22 protein-coding genes and 3 tRNA genes are annotated in these 25,859 nt (G+C 70.8%); 12 read left to right on the top strand and 13 right to left on the bottom strand.

Going from position 1 to position 25,859, the window contains the following annotated elements:
* Both Vqi01_RS31090 and Vqi01_RS26420 read left to right on the top strand, forming a co-directional pair.
* Positions 1-643, top strand: a 643-nt coding sequence (locus Vqi01_RS31090; RefSeq protein WP_239098684.1) for a winged helix-turn-helix domain-containing protein, incomplete at its 5' end; no start/stop codon positions are given.
* Between the two features lie 365 nt (positions 644-1,008).
* Positions 1,009-3,468: a tetratricopeptide repeat protein gene (locus Vqi01_RS26420; RefSeq protein ID WP_204037709.1), complete on the top strand. Its 2,460-nt coding sequence runs from the start codon at positions 1,009-1,011 to the stop codon at positions 3,466-3,468.
* A gap of 97 nt (positions 3,469-3,565) precedes the next feature.
* Here the strand turns inward: Vqi01_RS26420 and Vqi01_RS26415 are convergent, their stop codons facing one another.
* From Vqi01_RS26415 to Vqi01_RS26405, 3 genes are all read right to left on the bottom strand, one after another.
* Positions 3,566-4,381 carry a trypsin-like serine peptidase gene (locus Vqi01_RS26415; RefSeq protein WP_239098683.1) on the bottom strand — a complete coding sequence of 272 codons (816 nt, stop codon included), beginning with the start codon at positions 4,379-4,381 and terminating at the stop codon, positions 3,566-3,568.
* 487 nt (positions 4,382-4,868) lie between these two features.
* Positions 4,869-4,941: transfer RNA gene (locus Vqi01_RS26410), tRNA-Arg, on the bottom strand.
* A gap of 467 nt (positions 4,942-5,408) precedes the next feature.
* Complete coding sequence (locus tag Vqi01_RS26405; protein ID WP_204037707.1) at positions 5,409-5,579, bottom strand: hypothetical protein; 171 nt, start codon at positions 5,577-5,579, stop codon at positions 5,409-5,411.
* On the opposite strand from Vqi01_RS26405, the gene Vqi01_RS26400 reads away from it, so the two are divergent.
* The gene (locus tag Vqi01_RS26400; protein WP_204037705.1) at positions 5,566-5,886 is read left to right on the top strand and encodes a hypothetical protein; all 321 of its coding nucleotides are present in this window, start codon (positions 5,566-5,568) and stop codon (positions 5,884-5,886) included. The genes Vqi01_RS26405 and Vqi01_RS26400 overlap by 14 nt on opposite strands.
* Positions 5,887-5,917: 31 nt before the next feature.
* Here Vqi01_RS26400 and Vqi01_RS26395 read toward each other — a convergent pair.
* A tRNA-Ser gene (locus Vqi01_RS26395) sits at positions 5,918-6,008 on the bottom strand.
* A gap of 144 nt (positions 6,009-6,152) precedes the next feature.
* Here Vqi01_RS26395 and Vqi01_RS31085 point away from each other — a divergent pair.
* Positions 6,153-7,388: a hypothetical protein gene (locus tag Vqi01_RS31085; protein WP_239098682.1), complete on the top strand. Its 1,236-nt coding sequence runs from the start codon at positions 6,153-6,155 to the stop codon at positions 7,386-7,388.
* Here the strand turns inward: Vqi01_RS31085 and Vqi01_RS26385 are convergent.
* Positions 7,375-8,145: a CPBP family intramembrane glutamic endopeptidase gene (locus Vqi01_RS26385; RefSeq protein ID WP_204037703.1), complete on the bottom strand. Its 771-nt coding sequence runs from the start codon at positions 8,143-8,145 to the stop codon at positions 7,375-7,377. The two genes, Vqi01_RS31085 and Vqi01_RS26385, sit on opposite strands and share 14 nt — an antisense overlap.
* Positions 8,146-8,293: 148 nt before the next feature.
* On the opposite strand from Vqi01_RS26385, the gene Vqi01_RS26380 reads away from it, so the two are divergent.
* Complete coding sequence (locus Vqi01_RS26380) at positions 8,294-9,412, top strand: globin domain-containing protein (RefSeq protein WP_204037701.1); 1,119 nt, start codon at positions 8,294-8,296, stop codon at positions 9,410-9,412.
* A 165-nt stretch (positions 9,413-9,577) separates the two neighbouring features.
* On the opposite strand, the gene Vqi01_RS26375 is transcribed toward Vqi01_RS26380, so the two are convergent.
* The gene (locus Vqi01_RS26375) at positions 9,578-11,092 is read right to left on the bottom strand and encodes a peptide deformylase (RefSeq protein WP_204037699.1); all 1,515 of its coding nucleotides are present in this window, start codon (positions 11,090-11,092) and stop codon (positions 9,578-9,580) included.
* A gap of 246 nt (positions 11,093-11,338) precedes the next feature.
* On the opposite strand from Vqi01_RS26375, the gene Vqi01_RS26370 reads away from it, so the two are divergent.
* On the top strand, positions 11,339-12,145 hold the full coding sequence (locus tag Vqi01_RS26370; protein WP_204037698.1) for a hypothetical protein: 807 nt from the start codon (positions 11,339-11,341) through the stop codon (positions 12,143-12,145).
* A gap of 6 nt (positions 12,146-12,151) precedes the next feature.
* Here the strand turns inward: Vqi01_RS26370 and Vqi01_RS26365 are convergent, their stop codons facing one another.
* Positions 12,152-13,993, bottom strand: a complete 1,842-nt coding sequence (locus Vqi01_RS26365) for a hypothetical protein (protein ID WP_204037696.1) — start codon at positions 13,991-13,993, stop codon at positions 12,152-12,154.
* A gap of 210 nt (positions 13,994-14,203) precedes the next feature.
* Between Vqi01_RS26365 and Vqi01_RS26360 the strand changes: the two genes are divergently transcribed.
* Entirely contained in the window at positions 14,204-14,914 is a 711-nt protein-coding gene (locus Vqi01_RS26360; protein ID WP_204037694.1) for a class I SAM-dependent methyltransferase, read from the top strand.
* Positions 14,915-15,016: 102 nt separating this feature from the next.
* Here Vqi01_RS26360 and Vqi01_RS26355 read toward each other — a convergent pair whose 3' ends face one another.
* Together Vqi01_RS26355 and Vqi01_RS26350 are read right to left on the bottom strand one after the other, a co-directional pair.
* Positions 15,017-15,550 carry a YbhB/YbcL family Raf kinase inhibitor-like protein gene (locus Vqi01_RS26355; RefSeq protein WP_204037692.1) on the bottom strand — a complete coding sequence of 178 codons (534 nt, stop codon included), beginning with the start codon at positions 15,548-15,550 and terminating at the stop codon, positions 15,017-15,019.
* A 389-nt stretch (positions 15,551-15,939) separates the two neighbouring features.
* Positions 15,940-16,026: transfer RNA gene (locus tag Vqi01_RS26350), tRNA-Ser, on the bottom strand.
* Between the two features lie 163 nt (positions 16,027-16,189).
* On the opposite strand from Vqi01_RS26350, the gene Vqi01_RS26345 reads away from it, so the two are divergent.
* Positions 16,190-17,167: an NAD(P)H-quinone oxidoreductase gene (locus tag Vqi01_RS26345; RefSeq protein WP_204037690.1), complete on the top strand. Its 978-nt coding sequence runs from the start codon at positions 16,190-16,192 to the stop codon at positions 17,165-17,167.
* A 201-nt stretch (positions 17,168-17,368) separates the two neighbouring features.
* Here the strand turns inward: Vqi01_RS26345 and soxR are convergent, their stop codons facing one another.
* Positions 17,369-17,806, bottom strand: coding sequence for a redox-sensitive transcriptional activator SoxR (soxR, locus tag Vqi01_RS26340; protein WP_204037688.1), 438 nt, complete (start codon positions 17,804-17,806; stop codon positions 17,369-17,371).
* Positions 17,807-18,047: 241 nt separating this feature from the next.
* Between soxR and Vqi01_RS26335 the strand changes: the two genes are divergently transcribed.
* A complete protein-coding gene (locus tag Vqi01_RS26335) occupies positions 18,048-18,830 on the top strand; it encodes a thiamine pyrophosphate-binding protein (RefSeq protein ID WP_275408849.1) in 783 nt (260 codons plus the stop codon).
* On the top strand, positions 18,827-19,717 hold the full coding sequence (locus Vqi01_RS26330; protein WP_204037686.1) for a transketolase family protein: 891 nt from the start codon (positions 18,827-18,829) through the stop codon (positions 19,715-19,717). The genes Vqi01_RS26335 and Vqi01_RS26330 overlap by 4 nt, the downstream gene beginning before the upstream one ends.
* A gap of 40 nt (positions 19,718-19,757) precedes the next feature.
* Here the strand turns inward: Vqi01_RS26330 and Vqi01_RS26325 are convergent, their stop codons facing one another.
* Entirely contained in the window at positions 19,758-20,462 is a 705-nt protein-coding gene (locus Vqi01_RS26325; protein ID WP_204037684.1) for a glycosyltransferase family 2 protein, read from the bottom strand.
* A 124-nt stretch (positions 20,463-20,586) separates the two neighbouring features.
* Here Vqi01_RS26325 and Vqi01_RS26320 point away from each other — a divergent pair, with 124 nt between their 5' ends.
* Positions 20,587-22,680: a glycosyltransferase family protein gene (locus Vqi01_RS26320; RefSeq protein WP_204037683.1), complete on the top strand. Its 2,094-nt coding sequence runs from the start codon at positions 20,587-20,589 to the stop codon at positions 22,678-22,680.
* Here the strand turns inward: Vqi01_RS26320 and Vqi01_RS26315 are convergent.
* Together Vqi01_RS26315 and Vqi01_RS26310 are read right to left on the bottom strand one after the other, a co-directional pair.
* On the bottom strand, positions 22,663-23,190 hold the full coding sequence (locus Vqi01_RS26315; protein WP_204037681.1) for a hypothetical protein: 528 nt from the start codon (positions 23,188-23,190) through the stop codon (positions 22,663-22,665). The genes Vqi01_RS26320 and Vqi01_RS26315 overlap by 18 nt on opposite strands.
* Positions 23,191-23,297: 107 nt before the next feature.
* Positions 23,298-24,470: an acetyl-CoA C-acyltransferase gene (locus Vqi01_RS26310; protein ID WP_204037679.1), complete on the bottom strand. Its 1,173-nt coding sequence runs from the start codon at positions 24,468-24,470 to the stop codon at positions 23,298-23,300.
* A gap of 365 nt (positions 24,471-24,835) precedes the next feature.
* On the opposite strand from Vqi01_RS26310, the gene Vqi01_RS26305 reads away from it, so the two are divergent.
* Positions 24,836-25,333 carry a PH domain-containing protein gene (locus Vqi01_RS26305; protein ID WP_372444438.1) on the top strand — a complete coding sequence of 166 codons (498 nt, stop codon included), beginning with the start codon at positions 24,836-24,838 and terminating at the stop codon, positions 25,331-25,333.
* Positions 25,334-25,859: the final 526 nt, after the last annotated feature.

Below are 25,859 nucleotides of genomic sequence, written 5' to 3'. Positions count from 1 at the left end.
ATGCCGCAACTCGTGCTGCGCACCGGACGGCATACCCCAACATGCCGCAACTGGTGCCCACCCGATCAGCCCCAACACCCCGACACGCCGCATCCCACGCCGCCGCCCATCATCCGAGGCACAGCATCACCGCGCCTGGGATCCCGACCTCGCCTACTGCCGATCTCTCTTGTTGGCCGAAGAGGTGTGGGTGTGGGTGGAGGCGTTTCGCCGTAAGGGGAATCGGGGGTTGAACGCCCGGAAACGTGGTCGGCGGCCGGATGAGCAGAAGGCGTTGACGGCGCGGCAGCAGGCGCGGGTGCAGCGGGCGGTTATCCATCAGTGCCCGGAGCAGGTGGCGTTGCCGGGGTTGGTTGTGGACCCGCCGCAGGTGCGGCAGTTGATCCGTGACTGGTTCGGTATCGGGTTGTCGCTGGTCACGATCGGCAAGTACGTGCGGTCGTGGGGACTGTCACCGCAGAAGCCGATCCGCAAGGCCTACGAGCAGGATCCCGAGGCCGTCACGCAGTGGCTGGAGGTGACCCACCCGGCGATCGCCAAGCAGGCCAAGGCCGAGGGTGGCGTGGCGAAGCCACCCCGACGAACCCGATCACGACCGCCATCCACGCCGGGTACCTGCAACGAGAAGTACCAGCGCCCATGACTGAGGTCCGCCAGCCGCTCGCAGCGAACGCCGAACTGCTTACCCGTCTCCTCGTCACGACAGCCACACCGCCGGTACACCCGGCCCAGCCCATCTCAGACTTGAGTCCGACTACAGACCAATGGTTAGGAATTCGAGCCCTTCGAGCGCGCCTACCTGACGAACCCGCTGCGCCGCAGGTCGGTGGGAAGCCGTGCGAGTTGATGAGGGCCGGCCGTGGTGGCGGACAGCCTCGTTCCCGTGCGGCCGGGGCCCTCATCGGTCGAAGGTCGAGCAGTGAAGCGCCGAATGATGGCCCTGAAGATCGGCATCGGATATTATCGATGAATGTGACGGCTCGCCCTGCGCGAGGGGAAAGCAGACGCATGAGCGGATCAGGCCGGGAGGCGCAGGAAGCGTTGGCCCGGTTCGTCGGCGAACTCAAACGCCTCCGGCAGCTCGCCGGGGCCCCGTCGTTGAACACGCTGGTCGCCATCTCGGCATCGTTACGACAGCCGCTGGCCCGCTCGACGTTGAGTGACAAGCTCACCGCCAAGTCGTTGCCTGACTGGCCCTTTGTCGTCGCGTTCGTCAACGCCTGTCTGGCCCACGCCGACCAGGCCGGCATTCAACTGCCGGCCGAGCTTACGGATCTGAGCCGGTGGGATGCGGAGCACTGGCAGCTACTCAGAATCGCCGATGCCGCCCGTACCGAGGACCGGCTGCGGACCGCTGCCCACATCCAGCTCGGCCGGCGCTCCGGCGGCACCTCACCGCCGGCCCAGCCCGGGCCGGCGGGTCCTCTTGACCAGGTGACACCTCGGCAACTGCCGGCGGCCGTTCCCTCGTTCGTGGGTCGGCGGGCGGCGCTGGCCAGACTGGCCGCCCTGCTGCCGGCCGACGGAAGCGCGGCTACCGTGCCGATCGCGCTGATCAGCGGTATGGCTGGGGTCGGTAAGACGACCCTGGCGGTCCGCTACGCCCACCAGGTCGCCGACCGCTTTCCCGACGGGCAGCTCTACGTCAACCTTCGCGGGTTCGACGCGACCGGGCCGGCGGCGAACCCGGCGGAGGTGCTTCGCGAGTTCCTTGAGGCTCTCGGGGTGCCGGCACAACGCGTACCGGTGGGCCTGGATGCCCGATCCGGACTGTTCCGCAGCCTGCTGGCGGGCCGACAAGTGCTGGTACTGCTCGACAACGCCGGCGATGCCGACCAGGTTCGCCCGCTGCTGCCCAGTTCGCCGGGGTGCCTGGCGCTGATCACCAGCCGAGGTCACCTGCCCGGGCTGGTCACCATCGAAGAGGCACACCCGATCATCCTCGACCCGCTGTCCCGGATGGAGGCGTACGAGTTGCTGGCCCAGCGGCTCGGCATGGCACGCGTGGAGAACGAGCCGGAGGCAGCGAACCGGATCATCGCCGCTGCCGCGGGACTACCACTCGCGCTGGCCATCGTGGCGAGCCGGGCCGCCATCCAGGCCGGCCTCAGCCTCGGCCGGCTCGCCGACGAGCTGACCGAGCCGGCGGTTCTCGACAGCTTCAGCCACGGCGACCCGCGCGCCGACATCCGGACGGTCTTCTCGTGGTCGTACCGGAATCTGGACCCGACCTCGGCGCGGGCGTTCCGGCTGCTCGGACTCCACCCAGGGCCGGACGTCTGCGTGCCGGCGCTGGCGAGTCTCGCCGGCGTGCCCGAGGCACAGGCGGGCCGGACCCTGGCCGCCCTGGTCCGCGCGAACCTGGCGGCGGAGCAGCTACCGGCGAGGTTCGTCCTGCACGATCTGCTGCGCGCCTACGCGGCCGAGCTGGTCGCCGGGCATGAGCCCGAGACGGTACGCCGGGAGGCGCTCGGCCGGCTCCTCGACTACTACCTGCACACCGCGTACGCCGCGGATCTGCTCCTCTACGACCAACGCGACCCGATCAGCCTGGCCCCGGCCCGTACGGGCACAGCGGCCACCCCGCTCACCGATCGGGCGCAGGCATGGCGCTGGCTCGCCCGGGAGCATCAGGTGCTGCTGGCCGTCGTGGGCCTCGCCGTGGATGCCCGGTTCGACACGCACGCGTGGCAGCTGGCCTGGACCGTCAACACGTACCTCGATCGGCTCGGGGCGTGGCAGGAACAACTGGTGGTCCAGGAGCGCGCGCTGGTCGCCGCGTCGCGGGCCGATGACCGGGACGGCCAGGCGCGCGCCCATCGCAACCGGGCGGTGGCCTGCCTGCGGCTGGAGGACTACGACCAGGCCCATGACCACCTGGACCGGTCCCTCGCGCTCTACACCACCCTCGGCGATGCGATCGGCAGCGCGCGGGCGCACCTCAATCTCGGCATCCTGGCCGAGCGTCAGGGCCGGTACCAGCAGGCGCTCTACCACGCTGAGCAGGCACGCGACCTGTTCACGGCTGCGGGAAACACGAACGGGACGGCGAACGCGCTGAACAACATCGGCTGGTACCACAGCCAACTGGGGAATTACCGGCAGGCACTCGACCGCTGTACGCAGGCGCTGGTCCTGCAACAGCAGGTCGGCAACCGGTACTGGCAGGCCCACACCTGGGACAGCCTCGGCTATGTGCACTTCCGGCTGGACCACCAAGCGGAGGCGATCCGCTGCTACGAGAATGCGCTGGTCCTGTGGCGGGAGGCGGCCGAGCGCTACTACGAGGCGACGACGCTCACCCATCTCGGCGACAGCCAGCACGCCGCCGGTGCGCTGGACCTCGCCCGCGACGCCTGGCAGCGCGCGCTGGAGATCCTGGAGCAACTCGGCCACCTGGACGCCGAGAAGGTACGCGCCAGACTGCGCTCCGAGCCCACCCAGTCCGCGCCGACCCGGTCGGTCTGACCGGTTCTCCGTCCCGGGGACCGGCCGTAGCCGTTCGCTCCCGGGCAGGCGGTCGACCGCCGAGGGATCCACCCGGGAGCGAACTGGCACGAAGGGCTCAACGCCACTGCATCAAGTTGTTGATAACCGGCTGCGTGATCCGGAGGGCAATGTTGTTCGTGCGGCCAGGCCCGCTGTCGTACGGGCCGCTGGTGAGAATCCCCAGTGCCGTCGCGAAGGGGGCGGGGCACATGCAGGGATCTGGCGGCGGCGGCGGGCACGGGCACGGAATCACCAGCGGCGGGAGCGTTGGACACCAGTCGTCCGGATTGGGCGTGTAGTAGAGCGGGCTGCCCTCTAGCCCGCTGGTGAAGGCGTGCTGGACGTAGAGTGCGTTCGCGTCCTCGGCACGGATGAAGTCGTTGCTCGCCCACTGCCCGGGTCGGCCGGCCGGGTACCCCTGCGTGGTGGTGCAGGATCCGGTCAGGCGTTGCGTGGTGTATCCGAGGCCAAGCCAGCCGGTCCTGGTGCCGATCGTGCAGTTGAGTCGTGCGGCCCCATAGTCGTAGGCCGGGTCGGGCGGGCCGGGGTAGTTGACGGGGCCGGTCATCCAGCTCTGCGGGACGGTCAACTGGACCGCCGTGCATGCACCGAAGGGGGCCGTCGTGCCGTCGTAGCCCGGGTAGGCGACGATATTGGTCCGCCAGGTACCGGTCCGACCGCCGGTGTGCAGGCAGTGTCCGGCGGTCGCGACGGTACGTTCGCTGATCATGAAGCCCGTGCACTGGCCGCCGTCGAAGGTCAGCAGGACGGTGGCGCTGGCCGGATACGTCGTGGTCGTGCGGACCGGCACCCGGTTGTCGGGCCCGAAGATCGCGGTGACTTCGGCGGTGGGAGCCGTCCCGGCGGCGATGTCCCGGCTCGGCGTCACCATGACGCTCGTAGCCCGGTGACCGGATGACGCGGCGTCGCCGCTGGCTACCCGGTCCCGATTCGTCGCGGCAACCGCCGGTCCTGCTGGAGGTGCCGCCGCACCGATTGCTATGGCGGTAAGAGCCACCGCCGCCCACCTTCTTCTCAGCATGACTGGTTCTCCTCTGGCTGGGCGGGGATCCCCCGGACTGACGCCTACGGTGACCACACTGAGTGCACGGCCGGCTGTCCGGCCGATTCCCGGAAGGGCAGAATCTGGCAGCTGATAAGGCGAGAGTGTGTCATGCGCCGAAGGCGACTCAGAGTAGAACAGTGGCAGGCACTCAGGTGAGCAGCGTGAATCAGAATCGGCCGCTGGCCGGACAGCACGGTGACGCTCGAGCACCAACGGAGCACCACCGTCCCAACAAGTGGGAGAAACGGCCGCGAAAGTGGGAAAGAAACTGGCCGCGACCGGCATTTCTGCTGGCCACGGCCTTGATCGTTTGCGCGCCCGAAGGGACTCGAACCCCTAACCTTCTGATCCGTAGTCAGATGCTCTATCCGTTGAGCTACGGGCGCTGGTGCTCGGCCAGTCTACACATCCGGCCTCGCGTGCAGGCACCGGGATTTGCCGGTCGGCTCGCCCCAGGATCCCTGCCTCGGCGCACCACATTACCGGACAAGCGGCCGAGGCACGCACCGGGGTCGGCTGACCGTCAGCGACGCGTCGAGGGCAGGTGGTGACTCGGCAGGGCGATGACTCGCCCGGCACATCATCTTGGCCAATCCGGGGCAGACCCGGATAATTGGTCAAATCGCACCACCCTATCGGCCCTTGCCTCCCCGAGGAGTCGAATCATCGTGAAAAGGTCCGTCCGGTTGGGTGCTCTGCTGGGCACGGTCACCCTTGCTCTCTCGGCCTCGGCCGTCGCCACGCCACGCCCGGTTGCCCCGCCGACCCCCGGACGGACCGGAAGGCCGGTGACCCAGCCCTTGCCCAGCCCTGCTCCAGGACCGAGCCGGCCGACCCGTGCGACACCGCTGCCCTACCTGTCGACCGCGCCGTCCAACGCCCCGGCCCCGGCCGTGGACACCCAGACGCCGAGAACCAGATCGGCCGCGAAGCCGAAGACGGTACGCCTCAACCCGGTCACCGCACTCGGCTCCCAAGCGATGATCGACAGAAGAAAGCTGGTGACCTGGATGACTGTGCCCACCTGCCTTCTTGCCGGGCACGACTACGCCGGCTGGCACTGGATCGACGACATCGACAAGGGCACCATCGTCAAGGTCATGACCGGCCCGTGCGCGGGGCGCTACCGAATCGTCGGCCACAAGTGGCAGTCACGTAAGGGCGGGCCGATTCCCTCCTGGATGAGCGACTTCGACCTCGTACTCCAGACCTGCACCGGAGCCTCGGGTATGGGGTTCAGTCTGGCGCAGCGGCTCGAACCGGAAACCGGGACGCCTGCGCCGTCGTCGGGCGGGCGGAACAGGGAAGCCGCGCCCAGAGGACGCGGCTGAGATCAGAACGGCTTCCGTCCAACCCTTGCTGCGGAGACTCCGGGATTCGAACCCGGGAGGGGCTTTAAGACCCCAACCGCATTAGCAGTGCGGCGCCATAGACCAGACTAGGCGAAGTCTCCCCGGTGGTTTACACACCACCGCGCCCGAGGATACAGGCCACGCCCGGCCGGGAGCAAAGCGACTACCGGAACCAGGCGTACGCGGCCGGATGAGGCTTGTTCCACCGCTGTGCGTCGCCGTGATCAGGACTACGCTCCATCGACATGCAGGAGCAGCCGCCCAGCGAGCAGACCAAGCCAGAATCTGCCGAGGGAGCACGCCGGCGTTCCCCGAAGGCGACCTTCACCCCGCCGCCCACCCCGCCGGCCCAGGACTCGCCGGGCGGCTCCGGTGTGCCGCGCCCCCGACGCGCGAAGGCCGCGCCGAGCGTGTTGTTCCAGCCGCCACCCGCTCCGGAGCAGCAGCCGCCACCCCGGCCTGACTCGTCCGCCCCACCGCTGGCACCCGCACCGCCGTTCGCCGTGGGATCGGCCGACGCGGACGACCACCCGGACGCGCGGACCGACCCGGCGCCGGACAGCCCGCCCGACGACATCGCATCGCAGCCAAGCCCGGGCGGCCGGGTGGCCGACACCACACCGCAGCCAACTCCGGACAGCCGGGCGGACGACATCACACCCCAGCCAGCCCCGCCGGCGCGGAAGAAGGTCGCCGCGAAGCCGCGCAAGAGCGCCGCCAAGAAGACAGCGCCGAAAAAGGCCGGAGTGGACGAGGCCGAAATCAATGCCGGACCGGTCACCAGCCGGGCCGGATCGGGTGACACCGCGAAGGGTACGGCGGAAGCGGAGCTGCGGTCGCTGGCGGTGCGCGTACTCGATCATCCGGGCTTCGCTCCGGAGTTGCTGGCGCTGACCGCGGTCGAGGCGCTCGGCCCGGTGGCCGACGAGTGGGCCCGGCGGCTGCGGGAGACCTATCCGCGGGCGGACGGCGACGGGTTGGCCCGGCTGGCGACCCGGCGGTTCGTCCGGCAGGCCGCGGTGGGTGGGGTGGGCGCGGCACTCGCCGGAGCATTCGCCCCAGTGGTCGAGCTGGCTGCGGTGCTCTGGTCGCAGGCGAACCTGGTGCTGCACGTGGCGGCGGCGTACGAGCGCGATCCGGCGCACCCGGAGCGGGCGGCCGAGCTGCTGGTGCTGGCCCAGGTGCATCCGGACCTGGCGAGCGCCCGATCGGCACTGGCGGCGGCGCGGACGATCGACGGGCCGGGCGAACCACCGGGGCCCCGGGCGGTCGAGGCGGCCTGGCGGCTGGCCGCCCCGCTGACCGCACAGGCCGGCGGCTGGCTCGCCCTGCGGCTGGCGTCCCGGCTGCTACCCGGTGCGGCGGTGCTCGCCGCGGCGGCCGGCGGCTCGGCGGCGGCAGAGCGCCTGGCGGCCCGCGCCGTCGCCGCCTACCGCCCACCCGGCCCACTCCAAGCCCGGGGCAGGGTCAGAGCCAGGTGAACCAGGAGTCGGGGAGCAGCGTGTAGCCGATGAAGGCGACGATGTCGAGTAGGGCGTGCGCCACGATCAGCGGCATGATCCGGCGGGTACGCACATAGAAGAGACTGAACACAACGCCCATCACGGCGTTGCCGACGAACGCGCCGAAGCCCTGGTAGAGGTGGTAGGAGGCGCGTAGCAACGCGCTGGTCGCGACGATCGCGGCGACCCGCCACTGGAGCTGACGCAGCCGGGTCATCAGGTAGCCGACCACGATCACCTCCTCCAGGATCGAGTTCTGGAAGGCGGCGAGGATCAGCACCGGCACCGCCCACCAGAGGTCGGGCAACGCCGCCGGCACCACGGTGGCGTTGAGGCCGAGCTGGGCGGCCGCCCAGAACAGCGCCAGGCCGGGCAGCCCGATCAGCGCCGCCAGCCCCGCGCCCTGGGCGAGGTCGGCCCCGGGCCGCCGGCCGTCCAGGCCGAGGGTCCGCACCGGATCACCGGGGTCCCGCGCCAGCAGATGTACGGCGAGCAGCACCGGCAGCAGCGCGAACACGATGCCGAGCAGCTGGTACGTGAGATCGAGGTAGGGCCGGGCGGACGCCGAGGTGTTCAGGGCGGCGGTCTGCCTCGACAGCCCACCCTCCGCGGTGAGCTTCGCGATGATCGACACGGTGGCGTAGACGGCGGACTGCCCGAGCGACAGGCCGAGCACCAGCAGCGTCTCGGTGCCGAGCGTCCGGCGGCCCACCGGACGGATGAGCTCAGTGGTCACCGCACCACTCTGCCCGACCGGGTGCAGCGGTGACAGCCAGGCGACTGAGCCAGCCTCGCGAAGCTATCGCACATTCTGTGCGACCACCCGACACGCTCCGTGGACATTCTATGGGGGCCCGATCCGCCGCCGGAAGTAAGGAGCGCCCGTGGACACCTTCGCGCGGCTGCTGAAGGAGAGCTGGACCCTGGTCGAGGAGGATCGGGTCCGGCTGACCGAGTACTTCTACGCCCGGCTGTTCCTTCTCGATCCCGAGCTGCGCAAGCTCTTCCCGGTGCAAATGGCTGGGCAGGGCGACCGGCTGTTCGAAGCGATCATCGCGGCGATCCACACGGTGGACGACCCGGAGAGCTTCGACGAGTTCCTCCGCGCGCTCGGCCGGGACCACCGCAAGTACCACGTCGACGCGAGCCACTACGACACGATGGGCCGGGCACTGCTCGACTCGCTGCGCAGCATCGCCGGGGATGGCTGGGACCTGGCGTACGACCAGGCGTGGCGGGACGCGTACGCGGCGATCGTGGAGAAGATGCTCGCCGGGGCGGCGGCGGACACGAACCCACCGTTCTGGCACGCCGAGGTGCTGACCCACCAGCGGTACGGGTCGGACACCGCCGTCTTCACCTGCCAGGCGCTGCAACATCCGCTGTCCTGGAAGGCGGGGCAGTACGTCAGCGTCGAGGCACCCCGCTACCACCCCCGGGTGTGGCGGACGTACTCGGTGGCCAACGCCCCGAACGACGACAACGTGTTGGAGTTCCACATCCGTACGCCCGAGGGTGCCGGCTGGCTGTCCGGTGCCCTGGTTCGCCGGCTGAAGCCGGGCGACCTGCTGCGGGTGGCCGCGCCGATGGGCTCGATGACGTTGGACCGGTCGTCGGAGCGGGACATTCTCTGCGTTGCCGGCGGCGTGGGGCTGGCTCCGATCAAGGCGCTGGTGGAGGAGTTGACCCACGTCAACCAGGCCCGCTGGGTGCACGTCTTCTACGGTGCCCGTACCGAGGCGGACCTTTACGGTCTCGAAGGGTTGCGGGAACTGGTGGCGGCCCACCCGTGGCTGTCGGTCACTGCCGCGTGCGGCGACGACCCGGATTTCGACGGCGAGCAGGGCGACATCCCCGACGTGGTGGCCCGCTACGGCCCATGGACGACGCACGACTGCTACGTCTCCGGTTCCGCGCCGATGGTCCGCTCGACCTTGCGGGTACTCGCCGCCGACGACGTGCCCCCGCAGCGCATCCGGTACGACACCTTCGGCAACCTGTAAAGCTTTCCTCCCCCCGCACCGGGGCGCGTGCCCCTGCCCCCTGGGGCACGCGCCCCGGTCCCCCGATCGGGCGGGCCTCGCACCCGCCCCGCACGACCATGTCCGTTCGCCGTCGTTCCCACCGGGCGGGCATGGTCGTGGCTGGGATCGGTCGTGCCGGGAGCGTTAGTACCGCCACGGATGGCCGGACTCGCGGTACTCCTCGATCGGCACCAGCGGTACCCCCGGTGCCATCCGGTCGACGTAGAGCCGGCCGTCCAGGTGGTCGACCTCGTGTGCCACCAGCCGGGCCATGCCGAACTCGAACGAGGTGATCACGCGGCCGCCGTCGAGTTGGGCGTGTTCCACGTCCAGCCGTAGCGGTCGTGGCACCAGTCCGCGGTGGTCGAAGAAGGAGAGGCAGCCCTCGTACTGTTCGTCGGTGTCGACGGAGATGTCGACCACCCGAGGGTTGAGCAGCACCACGGGCTCGGCGGCCCGGTCGGGTGGGCGGACGACCGCAGCCGCGCGGTCGATGCCGAGCTGCGGTGCGGCGATCCCCACCCCCTTCCCGAACGGATGCAGTTCGTCGAGGCGGGCCAGCGCGGTGACCAGCCGGTCGACGGTCTCCCGGGCGATCGCCTCCTCGCCGGGTAGGTCGAATGGGCGGGCCGGCTGTCGCAGCAGGTCCGCGCCGCGCTGGACGATGCCGAGCGCGCGCATCCGCTCGGACGGTCTGACCCGGTCGACCTCCGGCTCGGGTTCCGGCTCCGGGCGGAAACGCCACTGCAACCGGTACCGGGCGTTGAGCGGCGGTTCGTCGGTCGCCCATTCGAAGATCGCCCGTGCTCCCTCGTCGTGCCGGACGATCGCCGTACGCAACGGCCCCTCCTCCGCCGAGAGCGAGGTCTCCGCGCCCCAGACCTGTGGGTCCAGCTCGGCCGGCAGGTCCACCCTGATGGCCAGGTGACGGGTTGGTACGCGAACTGCGCGCTGGAACCACGGGCCCCACTTGTCCCGCCCGACGAGGTATGTGTACTCGATGGTGGCGCGACGGCCGGGGTATAGCGGGAACCGCCGTTCGGCGTTCTCGAAGAGCAGCCAGATCTCTTTGAACGCGTCCCGGTCGTGCTTGGCCCGCCAGTGCATGATCTCCTGCTCGCCACCCTCCTCGCGGCACGCGCGCAGGTTCAGCTCGGCGAAGGTGAGCGGGCGTTCCCGGTGGTGCCGGTTGGACCGGCCCGGATCGTTGGGGTAGCGGTCGACGGCGACCCGGACCAGGTAGCGGGTGACCGGCTCGGTGCCGGCGTTGTACAACTCCCGGCGGATGACGCAGCGGTAGCCGGTCTCGGTGTAGGTCAGGACGGCCGTCTCGCGTTCGACGATCAGGCCGGTGCCGGGCGGCAACCACCGGTCGGGCGCGATGGGCTCCCGCTGGCTGCGCTCGGCGCGCGCGTGGCGCAGGTGGTCGTACTCCCGGAAGCGCTGCCAGATCGCGCCGCTGGCCTCCAGGACGGCCTCGGCCCGGCGCGCGAAGTCCTCGGTGGGTCGGTGCCGCCGCCCTTCCACGTGGCTGACGTAGGAGGGGTCGAAGCCCATCAGGGTCGCCAGTTGCTTCTTGGACAGCCCCCGCTCCGTCCGGTGCCGAGCGAGTTCGGCGGCGAAGGAGTCGGCAGCCCGATCGAGCGGTGAGGTCGTCATCAGCTTCCTCGTGGCCGGGAGTACAAGTTTCACGTTTGGCCGTCGGGCACGCACAGGTACTGGCACCTTCTCGACAAGATGCTTGACCCGTGAACGCTTTCTGCCGATACTGCGCCGAGTTCCCAGGCCTGCACGCTTAGTGACCACGCCGGCGCAGGTGATCCGGGCCTCTCCTCCACCGCCCCACCAGGCTTTTCGGACGCCGAGAACTATGGTTAGGCTAGCCTTAGTAAAAGCGGGTATCGGATGGAGGTGGAGCAGGTGAAAGTCGTGCTGCCCGCCGACACCCCGGCCTCGCCGCTCGCCCCGATCACCGCGACCCTGCGGGCTGTGTTCGGCACCGACGTGCTGCCCGCGCTGGCGCCGGGGCTGGTCGTCGACGACGAGACCGGCTGGGCTCCGGCGACCACCCTGACCGACGGCAGCCGACTGCCGGAGCTGCTCGACTCGGCCGCCCGCCTCTGGAACGGCACCCCGCACGCCTCCGCCGCACTCGCCTGGAAGGCCTACAGCTACTGGGCGGCACTGCCGGTCGTGCTCGGCTGGGCCGCCGCCCGGCGGGTGCCGCTGCTCGAACCCGCCGCCACCCTCATCCACTTCTCGGATCGGCGCACGCTGGTGACCCTTGGCCTGCGCCGCTCGGCCCCCGTCGCGGTGCTGCCCACCGATCCGCTGGCGCTGACCGGGTCGTCCCAGGTCCGGGTGGTGGCCGACGAGCGGGAGTTGCTCGCCGCGCTGCGCGCCACGCTGTTGGACGCGCACCTGTCCCCGGTGATCTCCGCGATCCAGAACGAGGTCCGCATCGGTGCCCGTACGCTGCTCGGCTCGGTGGCCTCCGGTATCGCGCAGGGGCTGCTGGTGGCCGCCGACGGGCTGCCCGGCTCGGCGGTCGAGGCAGCCGACACGCTGCTCGCCACACTCGATCTGGCCGACCTGGTGGAGCTGGTGCCCGGCCCGAACGGCAAACCCACCGTGCAGCGGCGTACCTGCTGCCTGGCCTTCACCCTCCCCAAGCCGAAGGTCTGCCAGGGCTGCTGCATCCGCACCCCCTGATCGGCTTCAGCCGGTCAGGGGACGAACGTCCCACAGCCACACGCCGCCGGTGTGAACCGGCTCGATTCCGGTCAGCGCGGTCATTCCCGCGCGCAGCGCGTCCGCCTGCTTGTGCGGCCCGAGGATCACCACGCCGGCTCGCCAGTAGCGCAGATCCTCGACCGCGTTCCGCCGGACCTGCGGGGTGACCGTCGGCACCTCGCCCGTGCGCCGGATGCTGGCGAAAAAGCTGCTCGTCGGGCGCGGCGGCGCGGTGAACAGGGCCACCCGATCCATGCCGGGGCGGGTGTCCGGGCCGAGAAAGTAGCCGCGGGCGATCGGCATCGCCAGCCGGGTCTGGGCGGACCAGCGCAGCGGCTCGGTGTACTCGGTGTCGGGCAGCGGAAGCGTCACCACGCTGCGCCCGCCGGCCAGGTACGGTCGCCAGGCCCCGGAGGTGACGAATTCGGGGGTCGGTTCGAGGCGTTTGGTCGGCAGCGGGGTGGGCAGCAGCGGCACCAGCGCCATCGCGAGGACGGTCACCGTGCCGAAGCGGATCTGCGACCGCCACCGGGGATACCGGGCGGCCAGTTCCCGGACCCGCTCGGTGCCGTACGCGAGCAGCAGCCCGATGATCGGGGTGATGGCCAGCGCCCAGCGGGTCGGCACCACCGAGTGCAGCACGGGCAGTTCCTCCAGCGCCGCCCACGGCCCCGGGACACCGGTCCCCTTCCGTTCGAAGCGGATCTCCCGGCCGAGGGAGAGCACCGCGAAGAGCAGCCCGAGCACCGCCAGGCCGATCACCACCGCGTTGCGACGCAGCCACCACACCAGCGCCGCCACCAGGATCACCAGGGGCCAGCCGAAGAAGGCGTTCTCCTCGGTGGGGTTCTTGGCCAGGCCGGCCGCGCCGCGCGCGTCGCCGGCCAGCGACTCACGGGAGTACGCGAAGAACGAGGCGAGGTCGGTCGAGTAGCCCCGGATCAGCCAGGGCAGCCCATGGTAGGCACCCGGCCCGAAGAACTGCACGTACAGCGGGTATGCCAGCACGACACCGGAGATCACCACGGCCACGCCCAGCCCGGCCAGGAACGGACGGGCCCGACCGCGCAGTTCGGGCCGCCCGATCACCAGCGCGAGGATCACCACGCCGAGGCCGATCGCGGTCATCAGCAGGATCTCCAGGTTCAGGAACGCCTGCCAGACGATCATCAGCGCGAGCAGGACGCCGTTGCGCAGCCAGCGACCGGACCCGGCCAGGCGGACCGTACGCCAGATGATCAGGGGCACCACGTACTGCGACACGATGTTCGGGTGCGCGTTGGCGTGCGAGACCACGGCCGGCGCGTACGCGCAGAACGTCGCGCCCAGCCAGGCCGGCCCGCGCGCGCCGATGAGCACCCGGGACAGCACGAAGTACCAGGCGGCCGCCGTGGCGATCATCCCGAAGGTGAGGAAGAGCAGGAAGGCGGTGCGGGTGCCGAAGAACAGGGTGATCGGAGTCATCGGCAGAGAAACGGACAACACCGAGGTGTTTGCCATCAGATTTACCGATTCGGGGACATTCATCCGATCCGACGAGAACGGATAGGCGAATTCCGTCACCACTCGGGCACCGTGCGCCATCATCCATTCAAACTGCGCCATATCATTCGGATTGTCCCGAATGCCGTCACCGGGATGGCGCCACATCCGGGCGGTGACCCAGAAACTGAGGACCGTGAAACTCACCACGGCGAGGACGTCCCGCCAGCGCCCATGGCGGAATCGGTTGCCGGCCGCTCGTGGCCCGCTCGCCGACTCTCCCGCCCCGGGCTCCTCGGACTCTCCGGGGTCCCCGGCAGATCGGCCCGAATCAGGAGTAGTCATAGCAATTCACAGCGTAGTTGCCCCGATGCCATCACCGTGCAGGGTTCGGGACCCTGCCGTAGTATCTGGCGGGTTCGCTGGCCACCACCGATCGTGCCCATAACCCCGACCAATTCGGCCAACGCGGGCCCCGATATTGCCGCCGTCCGAGCGGATGGTTCACTCAGTCGGTCCCGGCGCGGGTCGAGTCGTATCGTGAGGAATCGACGCATGGCAGAAATCACTGGGGATCAGCGCGTGCAGTCCGAGGTTCTGGAGGGCCTCGCCACCGCAGTCAACCACCGGCGCTGGTTCGTCGAGTTGGCACTGCCCTACCTCGGCGACAACCCGATCGAGATCGGCAGTGGCCTTGGCGACTACGCGCTGGAGTGGTCCGAGCACCTGCCCCGGTTCACCGCCACCGAGGCCGACCCGGATCGCCTGGTCTCGCTCAAGGAGCGGCTCGCCGACCGGCCGAGCATCGAGGTACGCCAGATGCTGCTGCCGCACTCGGAGCGGGGCGACTACAGCGCCGCAGTGTCGTACAACGTGCTGGAACACATCGAGGACCATGTCGGCGCACTGGACAGCATGCGCCAACTGGTCCGGCCCGGCGGCGCTGTGATCATCATCGTGCCGGCGTTCCAGTTCGCGATGAGCCCGGCGGACATCGCCACCGGCCACGTCCGCCGCTACACCAAGAAGACCCTGGCGGCGGCGATGACCGAGGCCGGCCTGCGGGTAGAGAAGATCCACTACGCGAACGCCCTCGGCCTGATCGGCTACTTCATGGCCACCAAGGTTTTCCGGCTGATGCCGAAGGAGGGCCCGATGGTGAAGGTCTACGACACCCTGGTCCTCCCCGCCACCAAGGCCGCCGAGCAACTGGCCCGCCCTCCCTTCGGCCAGTCCGTCTTCGCCGTAGCCCGCACCCCCGCCTAACAGCCCCCTTCTTGTCCGCGTTGATCAAGAGGTTTGCGTCTGAATCCGGCTGGATCGCTGACACAAACCCCTTGGTCAACTAGAGCCCGGGCTGCGGCTGGATCAGGCGGTGATCTGGTAGGTGGGGCGGGTGGTGGCTCGGGCCAGGGTGTGGAAGGCCAGGTTGAAGCCGACGTAGGCCGGGGTGGCGTCGGGGGTGACCTCCAGGCGCTCCACGTCGAGGGCGTGCACCGCGAAGACGTACCGGTGCGGCCGGTCCCCGGGCGGCGGCGCGGCACCGCCGTAACCCTGCTCGCCATAGTCGTTGCGCACCGTGAACGCCCCGCGCAGATCATCGCCGGAGGCGCCGCGCGGCAGCTCCGTCACGTCGGCCGGCAGGTTGACCAGCACCCAGTGCCAGAATCCACTGCCGGTCGGCGCGTCCGGGTCGAAGCAGGTCACCACGAAGCTCTTGGTCTCCGCCGGAAACCCCGACCAGGCCAGCTGGGGCGAGACGTTACCGCCGCCGGTGCTGGGGTGGGCGTGGATCGGGTCCATCGGCTCGCCGTTCTGCACGTCGTCGCTGGTCACGGTGAACGAGGCGACGGTCGGCAGCAGCTCGTACGGGTCCGGGGCGATCGGTCGTTCCAGGGACATCGACACAGGTCCTTCCGGTGGATGTGTGTGCTGTGCGCACCCTTCATACCCCGCGAGCCGCCCGCATTCGAGCAAACCGCCGCCAAGGGTCGGCCGTTGCTTCTGCTCGCCACTGCCGGATTGCTGGGTGGGCGTCGGCAGTGGGGCCTGTCGAGCTGAGAGCATAAACGGGTCACGGCCGACGGGCTCGGGTGCCGACGGGCGAGCCTCACTGATGTGATGGCGTTGACGGTTCAGCTCGACAGGGACAGGCGAGGGCATCCGGGGTCGGTACTGGAGCACGCCGCAGGAGCAGGGACGCCGGGCCGCCGACTTCTGCCGCGCGTACGGGCCGGAGGTGGGGGGGCACGCCTCCGCCGAGCGGGCTCGATCTCGGGCGGATCGGAGTGCGGAGGGTGTGGGATTCGAACCCACGAGGACGTTGCCGCCCTACCGGTTTTCAAGACCAGCGCCATCGGCCACTAGGCGAACCCTCCCGGGCCACGCACGGCGCGGCCGTGCATAGTCTGCCACGCCCCCGGATCGGCGTACGGGCGAGGGCTACCCGATCCGCCGTGATCACTCACCCTCCGTGGCGTCGGAAAGAGGCGGGAGCGAGCGAAGCTTGGGGCGGCGGGCGGATCGGGTAAGAATGAGCCCATGCGCGCAATCACGATCCCTGAGCCTGGCGGACCCGAGGTGCTTAGCTGGAGCGAGGTGCCCGACCCGCAGCCGGGCCGGGGCGAGGTGCTGGTCGACGTGCGGGCCACCGCGGTCAACCGGGCCGACCTGCTGCAACGGCAGGGGTACTATCCGCCGCCGCCGGGCGCGCCCGCGTACCCCGGTCTGGAGTGCTCGGGGGTGGTGAGCGCGACCGGTCCCGAGGTGACCGACTGGCGGGTGGGTGACCAGGTCTGCGCGCTGCTGGTCGGCGGCGGGTACGCCGAGCGAGTGGCCGTGCCGGCGGGGCAGCTGCTGCCGGTGCCCTCCGGGGTGGACCTGGTCGACGCCGCCGCCCTGCCCGAGGTGGCGTGCACGGTCTGGTCCAATGTGGTCCAGTTGGCCGGCCTGGCGGCGGGCGAGACGCTGCTGGTGCACGGCGGCGGCAGCGGGATCGGCACCTTCGCGATTCAACTCGGCACCGCGTTGGGTGCGACCGTGGTGGCGACCGCCCGGTCGGTGAAGCATGACCGGCTGCGGGCTCTGGGCGCTGACCACCTGATCGATTATCGGGAGCAGGACTTCGTCGAGGAGGTCCGCAAGCTGACCGACGGGCGGGGCGCGGACGTCGTGCTCGACATCATGGGCGCGTCGTACCTGGGGCGCAACGTCGCGGCCCTGGCCCCCGACGGCCGGCTCGTGATCATCGGCATGCAGGGCGGGCGCAAGGGTGAACTGGACCTCGCCGCGCTGCTGGCCAAGCGCGGCACGGTGGCGGCCACCGCGCTGCGCTCCCGCCCGCTCGACCAGAAGGCCGCGATCGTTCAAGGCGTACGCGACCAGGTCTGGCCCCTGATCGAGGCCGGCCGCATCCGTCCCGTCATCGACCGGCTACTCCCGATCACCGAAGCCCCCGCCGCCCACCGCCTGGTCGAGTCGAACGAGCACATCGGCAAGGTCCTCCTCACCGTGCCCTGACCCCACCCCCACCCCCACCCCCACCCCACCCGCCGCGTTGATCATGAAGTTATTGTCGCGACACGCCGGGCGGAGTGACAACAACTTCATGATCAACGCGGGCGAAGGGGGGCGACGCGAGCGAAGGGGGGCGAAGGGGGCGACGCGGGCAGAGAGGGCGACGCGGGCAAGGGGGCGCTGCGGGGCGGCGGGGTGGGGGTGTCAGTGGGGGATGGTGAGGCGGGGGCCGGGGCCTTCGCTGGCGAGTTGGTCGCCGGGGTTGTAGAGGGAACAGCGGCGCAGCGACAGGCAGCCGCAGCCGATACAGCCGTCCAGGTCGTCTCGGAGCCGGTTCAGCAGCCTGATCTTCTCGGTCAGGCGTTCCCGCCAGGCCGTGGAGATCTGCGCCCAGTCCTCGGCGGTGGGCGTACGCGAGGCGGGCAGCGAGTCCAGCGCGGAGCGGATCTCGTCCAGCGAGACGCCGACCTGCTGGGCGATGCGGATGAAGGCCACCCGGCGCAGCTCGCCGCGGTGGTACCGGCGCTGGTTGCCGCCGGTGCGATCGGCCCGGATCAACCCCAACCGCTCGTAGTAGCGCAGCGCGGAGGGGGCCACCCCGCTGCGGGCGGCGAGCTGACCGATGGTGAGAGCTTCCTGCATCACTTTGCCTTGAGTTGAACCTCGCTTCAACTTGCAGGCTATCCGCATGACCTCACTCGCCACCATCACATCCCGGGTCGCCGAGGCCGCCGCGCCACTCGACGGCCGACACGACGCCGGCCGACACGACGCCGGCCGACACGACGCCGGCCGACACGACGCCGGCCGACACGACGCCGGCCGACAAGACGCCGGCCGACAAGACGCCGCGCCGCTCGACGGACCGCACCCCGTCGCACCGCTGCTGGAGCGGATCCGCGCCGGCCGGGAGTTCGGGCCGAACGTCTACTCGACCCTCGATGTCCTCTGGGTGCTCTACGACCGGGTCCTGCGGGTCACCCCCGCCACCGTCGACCAGCCCGACCGGGACCGGTTCCTGCTCTCGAAGGGGCATGCGGTCGCCGGCTACTACGCGGTGCTGGCCGCGAAGGGCTTCATTCCGCCGGACTGGCTGGACGATCAGGGCGGGCCGGAGAGCCGGCTCGGCGACCATCCGGACCGCACGCTGGTGCCGGGGGTGGAGATCGGCTCCGGATCGCTGGGGCACGGCCTCGGCCTGGCCGTGGGCACCGCGCTCGGGTTGCGCGCCCAGGGCCTGCTCGACCCGCAGGTGTACGTCCTCCTCGGCGACGCCGAACTGGACGAGGGCTCCAACCACGAGGCGATCGCGTACGCGGGCGCGGCCGGCCTGGCGAACCTGACCGCGATAGTGATCGACAACTCCTCCGCCACGCACGGCTGGTCGGGCGGGGTGGCGAGCCGGTTCACGGTCAACGGGTGGACCGCCGCCACCGTCGACGGGCGGGACCACGAGGCGCTGCACATCGCGCTCACCGGACATCACGGCCACCGGCCACACGTCGTCGTCGCGGTCGTGGAGAACGGAACGGTCGTCGAGAACGGAACGGTCGTCGAGAACGGAACGGTCGTCGAGAACGGAACGGTCGTCGAGAACGGGGCGGTCGTCGAGAACGGGGCGGTCGTCGAGAACGGGGCGGTCGTCGAGAACGGGGAACAGCCATGAGGGAAAGCTTCGTCGACACCACCACGAGGCTGCTGGCCGAGAATCCGCGTACCGCACTGGTGCTCGCCGACATCTCCGCCGACGCGTTCGCGCCGGCCGCCCGGCGGCACCCCGACCGGGTGCTCAACGTCGGTATCCGGGAGCAGTTGATGCTGGGCGTCGCCGGTGGACTGGCGTTGACCGGGCTCCGGCCGATCGTGCACAGCTACGCGCCGTTCCTCGTGGAGCGGGCGTACGAGCAGATCAAGCTCGATCTCGACCACCAGGCGGCGAACGCGGTGCTGGTCAGCGTGGGCGCCTCGTACGACCGGGCGGCGGCCGGCCGGACCCACCTGAGTCCCGCCGACGTCGCGCTGTTCGACACGCTCTCCGATTGGATCGTGCACGTGCCCGGGCACCCGGCCGAGGTGCCCGACCTGCTGCGTACCACCGTGGGCGGCGACGCCTCGGCGTACCTGCGGTTGTCGACGCAGCGCAACGCGCGCCCGTACGGCGGTGACGGCGAACTGGTGGTGGTGCGGGACGCGGGGGCCGGCGCGGCCCTGCTGGTCGCGGTCGGCCCGGTGCTGGACGCGGCTCTCGCAGCGGCGGCGGGCCTGCCGGTGACCGTGGCGTACACCCACCGGCCACGCCCGTTCGACACCGCCGGCCTGCGCGCGCTGGCCGGCACCGAGGTGATCCTGGTCGAGCCCTATCTGGCGGGCAGCTCGGCCCGGGTGGTCGCCGCGGCGCTGGCGGACCGGCCGCACCGGCTGCTCGCGCTCGGCGTCGGGCGGGCCGAGCTACGCCGCTACGGCTCGGCCGAAGATCACGATCGCTGGCACGGGCTGGATCCGGCCGGGCTGCGTCGCTCGCTGACCGGCTTCCTCACCCCAGCGCGGGTCTGAGGCAAGGGACGGGCCGGGCGAGAAAGGCGGGATACGCCAGCTACCGAGTGGTGCCCGCGGGGCGGCGGCGGGCGCGTTCGCGGCCGAGGATCCAGATCGCCTCGACACCGTCCCGCCAGGTGATCTTCTTGCCTTCTTCCCGACCCCGGGCCCGGTAGCTGATCGGCACCTCGAACGGCCGGATCCGGCGGCGCAGGAGCTTGCCGGTCACCTCGGCCTCCATCCCGAAGCCACGGGAACGGATGTCCAGCGAGCGGTAGAGCTCGACCGGCATCAGCTTGAAGCAGGTCTCCAGGTCGCTGATGTAGGAGTTGAACAGCACGTTGGCCGCCATGGTGACGCCCTTGTTGCCCATCACGTACCAGAAGCTGTAGGCGCTGTGACTGCCGAAGGTGCGGTTGCCGTAGACCACCGTCGCCCGACCGTCGAGCACCGGGGCGAGCAGCGTGGGGATGTCCTGTGGGTCGTACTCCAGGTCGGCGTCGAGAATGACCATGTAATCGCCCTCGGCGTTGGCGACGGCCGTCCGGATGGCCGCGCCCTTGCCCGCGTTGCGCTGGTGGGTGATCACCCGCAGCCGGGCGTCGTCGACCCGGTCGAGAACCTCCGAGGTGCCGTCGCGGCTGCCGTCATCGACCACCACGAGTTCAAAATCGCACGGATAGTCGACCGCCAGCGCCTGCTTCAGGGCATCCGCGATGCGGTCTTCCTCGTTGTAGACCGGCATGAGGATCGACAGCTTCACGGGATTCTCCACGAGGGCGGCGTTGTATCCGCCATAGCCTAGCCTGGCAGCCCGGCCGGACGCTGGCGACCGTCGTCGGAGATCCGCGGTCGCCCGCTCGGGTCGATGATGTTTACTTCCGGCCATGTCGGCCGCCGGCTTCCCGCTCCTCCTCGCCCCTGTCGCCGCCGTCGTACTGCTCACCGTGGCGTTACGGCCACAGGTTGCGGACACCATCGCGCCCCGGCGGCTCGCGGTGATCCGGGCGGCCCTGGCCACCGGCGTCTTCGCGGTGCTGACCGTCGAGGTGCTGGGCGTGCTGCGGCTGTTGACACCGGCCGCGTTCGGCGTGGCGTGGCTGCTCTTCGTGGCGGGTTGCGCGACGGCCGCCGGGTGGCGCCGCCGGCTCGACGCGGGTCGGTCCGCCAAGCCCGGCCGCTCGGCCGCCGCCTCGGATGCGGACACCGCCGGGGGCGGATCTGCCGCCGGCTGGCGGGCCACGTTCGGCGACTTCTGGCGTACGGCGAGTCGGGGCGAGCGGCTGCTGGCCGGCACGATCGGCGGATTGCTCCTGATCGAGCTGCTGGTCGCGTTGCTGGCCGCGCCGAACAACTTCGACTCGCAGACCTACCACCTGCCGAAGGTGGAGCGTTGGGTGGCCCAGGGCGACCTGACGTTCTGGGCAACGGCGATCCACCGGCAGGTGACCATCCCGCCGGGCGCGGAGTACCTGCTGCTGCATCTGCGACTGTTCACCGGCGGCGACGCGCTGTACAACCTGGTCCAGTGGGCCGCCGGGGTGGGTGCCCTGCTGGCGGTGGCCCGGGTGACGGCACAGCTCGGCGGCAGTCGGCGGGCTCAACTGCTCACCGCGTTCGTGCTGGCCACCACACCGATGGTGGCTCTTCAGGCGACCAGCACCCAGACCGATCTGGTCTGCGCGGCCTGGGTCGCGTGCACGGCGACACTGGCCCTGGACGGGCTGCGCCGCCGGGCCGGCCTGGGCGACCTGCTCACTCTCGGGACGGCCACCGGGCTGACTGCGCTGACCAAGACCAGCGGCCTGCTCGCGGTGGGACCGCTACTGGTGCTCTGGGGGTTGGGCCAGCTGCGGCTGGCGTACGCCGACCGGCCGGCCGTGCGCCGCCGGTTCCCGGCCGGCGGGGTCGCCCGTACGCTCGGCGCCTCGCTGTTGATCATGTTGGTGGCCGTCACGGTGATCGGCCCGTTCCTCGGGCGGGTGTACGCCGAGTTCGGCCACCCGCTCGGGCCCGAGCGGCTGCGCGAGTCCATCCCGATGGAACGGCACGACCCGCCGTCCGTGCTGGTGAACGCGCTGCGCATCGGGCACACCGCGCTGGACACCCCGCTGGCCCCGCTGCGCGAGGTCACCGCCGACGCGATCCTCGGCCTGGCCGGGCTGTTCGGTGTCGATGCGCAGGACCGCGCTATCACCTTCGGTCAGGAGATCTTCCCGGTGACGTCCTGGTACCCGGACGAGGATCGGGTGGCCTTCCCGCTGGCCGGGGCACTGGCGCTGATCGGTACCGTGGCGGCGCTGTCCCGGCCGGCCCGGATCAGTCCCGGCGCGGCCGGGGTGCTGCGCGCGTACGCCCTGGTGGTGATCATCGCGGTGGTGCTGCACGCCGCGATGATCAAGTGGCAGCCGTGGGGCAACCGGCTGGTGCTCTACGCCCTGGCGGCATCGGTGCCACCGGCCGGCCTCTGGCTCGACGCCCTCTTCCGCCGCGCGTATCCCGCCTCCCGGGTGGGGCGGCGGCCAATCGCCGCAGCGCTGGCAGTGACGGTGCTGGCCACCTGCGCGCTGGCCGGCGTGCTCGCGGTGTCGTACGGCTTCCCGCGCCGGCTGGTCGGCGCTGGCTCGATCTTCACCACTGCTGAGTGGGAGATGCGCTTCCTGCGGCGCCCGCAGTGGGCGGAGGAGTACCGCTGGGCCGCCGACGCGGTACGGGCCGCGGAGGCCCGCCGGATCGGCCTGTCACAGCGCAACGACGACTGGGAGTATCCCTGGTGGTTGCTGCTGCGCGACGCTGACGGTCGGCCGCCCGAGCTGCTGGCGCTGCAGTCGGTCCTGGACGATCGGCCAGCAGCCGATCCGGCGTCGGTGGACGCGATCGTCTGCGTGAACAGTCGCGAGCTCTGCGCGGATCTGGTGCCAGCCGGTTGGCGCTTCGAGTTCCGCAGCTATGTCGGGTACGCCCTACCCACCGGGCGATGACGCGAGGACCGGCCCCGGCGGGCCCCACCCGCTCAGGGCGACGGGCGGCTCGGCGACGGTGGCGAGAACCCGGGGGCGGGTGGTGCGTACCCGCGTGCGGAAAGCATGGTTGAACAGCGCGTCGAACTGCCACACCTGCTTCGGGTGCTGGGTGCGGATCAGGAAACGCTCCCGGATGCCGTCGATCGCGGTAGCCGCCAGCTCGACCGAGTGCAGGCGCGGATCGGGACTCCAGGTGACGTGGCTCAGCTCGCGCAGCTCGGTGTTGAGGTGCAGCCGCAGCCGGTGCAGTATCCGGGTCTGCCGGGTGACCACGAGCCGCCGATGGGTGAGCAGAAGGAGATGGTCGCCAAACATCGGCCGGTCCGGCCGGCTGCACCGGGCGACGAGGATGGTGGCGTCGCCGGAACCCACACAACGACGGAACACCGGCATGTGCCGGCTCGCGGTCTGCACCGCCAACCCGGCCTCGGTGGCGGCCGGAAGGAACGTTCGGGAGAAGACGTCCATGCTCTATCCAACGACAGTGCTCGTTGGGTGACGTGGCTTGCGCACCTGCTTTCTGCAAATTCCACGTCACATTCACGCGGGAGCCCCGCCCGGTCACCCCGGCGTCGTCAGAGCAGTTCGACGATGGTCGCGTTGGCCATCCCACCGCCCTCGCACATGGTTTGCAGGCCGTACCGGATGCCGTTGTCGCGCATGTGGGCGAGCATCGTGGTCATGATCCGGGCACCGGATCCGCCGAGCGGATGCCCGAGGGCGATCGCGCCGCCACGCGGGTTGAGGCGCTCCGGGTCCGCCTCGGTCTCCGCCAGCCACGCCAGCGGCACCGGGGCGAACGCCTCGTTAACCTCGTACACCCCGATCTCCTCGATGCCCAGCCCCGCGCGGCGCAGCGCCTTCGCGGTGGCCGGGATAGGCGCGGTGAGCATGGCGACCGGGTCGTCGGCGGCGACCACGGCGGTGTGGATCCGGGCCAGCGGCCGCAGGCCGTGCCGGCCGGCCCACTCGCTCGTGGTGACCGCGAGCGCCGCGGCGCCGTCGGAGATCTGCGAGGCGGAGCCGGCGGTGACCACACCGTCGGGGCGGAACGGGGTGGCGAGCTCGGCCAGCTTCTCCAGCGAGGTGTCCCGACGTACGCCCTCGTCCACGGCGAACCTGCCGCCGTCGGCGAGCACGACGGGAGCCAGCTCGGCCTCGAATGCGCCCGCGTCCTGGGCGGCGGCGGCCTTGGCGTGGCTGGCCAGGGCGAACTCGTCGAGTTGGGTACGGGACAGGCGCCAGCGTTGGGCGATCAGCTCCGCACCGACACCCTGGTTGAACGGCAGCGAGGAGTCCTCGGCGACGCCCTCCACGCCCCGGTAGCGGGCCAGGATCCGCTCGCTGAACGGCAGTCCACCGGCCACGCTTGAGCCCATCGGCACCCGGGTCATCGACTCCACGCCCCCGGCGACGACCAGGTCGGCCTGACCGGAGAGCACGGTGGCGGCGGCGAAGTGCAGTGCCTGCTGGCTGGAGCCGCATTGCCGGTCCACCGTGGTGCCGGGCACCGACTCGGGCCAGCCGGCGGCCAGCACGGCATTGCGCGCGACGTTCCACGACTGCTCGCCGACCTGGGAGACGCAGCCCCACACCACGTCGTCGACCTGAGCCGGGTCGATGCCGGTACGCTCGGCGAGGGCGCGCAGCACATGCGCCGACAGGTCCACCGGGTGCACCGTGGCCAGGCTGCCCTTGCGCCGCCCCACCGGGGTACGCACCGCACCGACGATAACCGCGTCACTCATATCTACTCCCCGGTAACTTGCGCTGTCCCCGATACTACGCGCACGTCACTGTCGACCGCACTGCCGCCCGACCCGCCACACGGTGTCCGGCACCAGCATCGGCACCGGCCGGCACCCGCCACCCGGCGCCTGGCGCCTGGCAGCGAGCTTTCGGCAGCGGACAGCAGGCAGCGGCAGCGGCAGGAGACAGCGGACAGCAGGCAGCAGGCGGCGGCAGGAGACAGCGGACAGCAGGCAGCGGCAGCGGCAGGAGACAGCGGGCAGCGGGCAGCGGGCAGCGGGCAGCGGGCAGCGGGCAGCGGGCAGCGGGCAGCGGGCAGCGGGCAGCGGGCCATGATCCGGGCGGCGCTGGCATGCTGGTCGGCATGTCCTTCGAGACGGTCCCGCGACAGTGGCGGGTGCCACCGGCACTACCGATCGTCAAACTGGTCGGAGCGGCCTGCGTGCTCGCCCTCGGCATCCTGCTCGCCGAGGGGGACCTGCTCCGGCCGGTGCTCGGTGGGTTGGCGGCCGCCTTCCTCGCCGGCTGGGCCGCTCGGGACCTGATCGCGCCGGTGCGCCTGGCGGTGGACGCGGACGGCATCACGGTGCCGGCTGGTTGGCTGGGCCGCCGGCACCTGCCCTGGACGACGGTGGAGACCATACGGGTGAACCGCCGGCCCGGCCGCGGACTCGCCGGACCGGCGCTGGAAATCGATACGGACGACTCGCTCCACCTACTCAGTCGGCTCGATCTCAACGCCGAACCCGCCGAGGTCGCGGACGCGTTGCTCGCCGCTCAACCACCGGGCACCGCCCCACCAGACACCGCCCCACCGGACACCCCCTCACCACCGGACACCGCCCCACCGGACACCGCCTAGAAAGACCGGAAATCGGGCACCGGGCGCCGGGCAGCGGGCACCGCCTAGAGAGACCGGCAGCCGGACACCGCCCACCGGGCACCGCCTAGAGAGACCGGCAGCCGGACACCGCCCACCGGGCACCGCCTAGAGAGATCGGCAATAGGTGGTGGCGTGGAGGTGGGTCCAGGCGTTGGTTGGCGCTGCGCCTGAGGGCGCGGTGCCGGAAGATTTGGACCACGGGTTACGGCATGTCGGGGTGTTCGGGCTCCCGGGGCCGGCACGGGTTGCGGCGTGTCGGGGTGTCCGGCCCCTTGGGCGGCACGGGTTTCGGCATATCGGGGTTTCCGAGTCGGTTGAGACCGCCAGTTGCGGTGTCCTGAGCGCTGGGCCGCGAATTGCGGTGTCCTGTGCGTCGGGCCCCTACTGCCGCTTGATCGACTCCATTCCGTCGAGGTGGCGGTATCCGCCCATGCGGGATACCGCACTTCCGCCGAAACGGCGGCGGCCACCCCGCACAGAAAGGCCCGACAGCGGCGACCAACCC

This window comes from Micromonospora qiuiae (genome assembly GCF_016863555.1).
GTDB classification, from domain to species: Bacteria; Actinomycetota; Actinomycetes; order Mycobacteriales; family Micromonosporaceae; genus Micromonospora; species Micromonospora qiuiae.
Note: the sequence above shows the minus strand (reverse complement) of the source record. Positions and strands in the feature narration are given on the sequence as shown.

Bases quoted from the DNA above. Each gene is read 5' to 3' on its own strand.
- Vqi01_RS26415 (WP_239098683.1), bottom strand. From the start codon at position 4,381: ATGGTGACGCCGAGCCGGGACATCGCCGCCGGGACGGCTCCCACCGCC.
- Vqi01_RS26355 (WP_204037692.1), bottom strand. From the start codon at position 15,550: ATGTCCCTGGAACGACCGATCGCCCCGGACCCGTACGAGCTGCTGCCG.
- Vqi01_RS26365 (WP_204037696.1), bottom strand. From the start codon at position 13,993: ATGACTACTCCTGATTCGGGCCGATCTGCCGGGGACCCCGGAGAGTCC.
- Vqi01_RS26310 (WP_204037679.1), bottom strand. From the start codon at position 24,470: ATGAGTGACGCGGTTATCGTCGGTGCGGTGCGTACCCCGGTGGGGCGG.
- Vqi01_RS26330 (WP_204037686.1), top strand. From the start codon at position 18,827: ATGAGGGAAAGCTTCGTCGACACCACCACGAGGCTGCTGGCCGAGAAT.
- Vqi01_RS31085 (WP_239098682.1), top strand. From the start codon at position 6,153: ATGCAGGAGCAGCCGCCCAGCGAGCAGACCAAGCCAGAATCTGCCGAG.
- soxR (WP_204037688.1), bottom strand. From the start codon at position 17,806: ATGCAGGAAGCTCTCACCATCGGTCAGCTCGCCGCCCGCAGCGGGGTG.
- Vqi01_RS26305 (WP_372444438.1), top strand. From the start codon at position 24,836: ATGTCCTTCGAGACGGTCCCGCGACAGTGGCGGGTGCCACCGGCACTA.
- Vqi01_RS26320 (WP_204037683.1), top strand. From the start codon at position 20,587: ATGTCGGCCGCCGGCTTCCCGCTCCTCCTCGCCCCTGTCGCCGCCGTC.
- Vqi01_RS26370 (WP_204037698.1), top strand. From the start codon at position 11,339: ATGGAGGTGGAGCAGGTGAAAGTCGTGCTGCCCGCCGACACCCCGGCC.
- Vqi01_RS26345 (WP_204037690.1), top strand. From the start codon at position 16,190: ATGCGCGCAATCACGATCCCTGAGCCTGGCGGACCCGAGGTGCTTAGC.
- Vqi01_RS26375 (WP_204037699.1), bottom strand. From the start codon at position 11,092: ATGACGACCTCACCGCTCGATCGGGCTGCCGACTCCTTCGCCGCCGAA.
- Vqi01_RS26360 (WP_204037694.1), top strand. From the start codon at position 14,204: ATGGCAGAAATCACTGGGGATCAGCGCGTGCAGTCCGAGGTTCTGGAG.
- Vqi01_RS26315 (WP_204037681.1), bottom strand. From the start codon at position 23,190: ATGGACGTCTTCTCCCGAACGTTCCTTCCGGCCGCCACCGAGGCCGGG.
- Vqi01_RS26400 (WP_204037705.1), top strand. From the start codon at position 5,566: ATGACTGTGCCCACCTGCCTTCTTGCCGGGCACGACTACGCCGGCTGG.
- Vqi01_RS26420 (WP_204037709.1), top strand. From the start codon at position 1,009: ATGAGCGGATCAGGCCGGGAGGCGCAGGAAGCGTTGGCCCGGTTCGTC.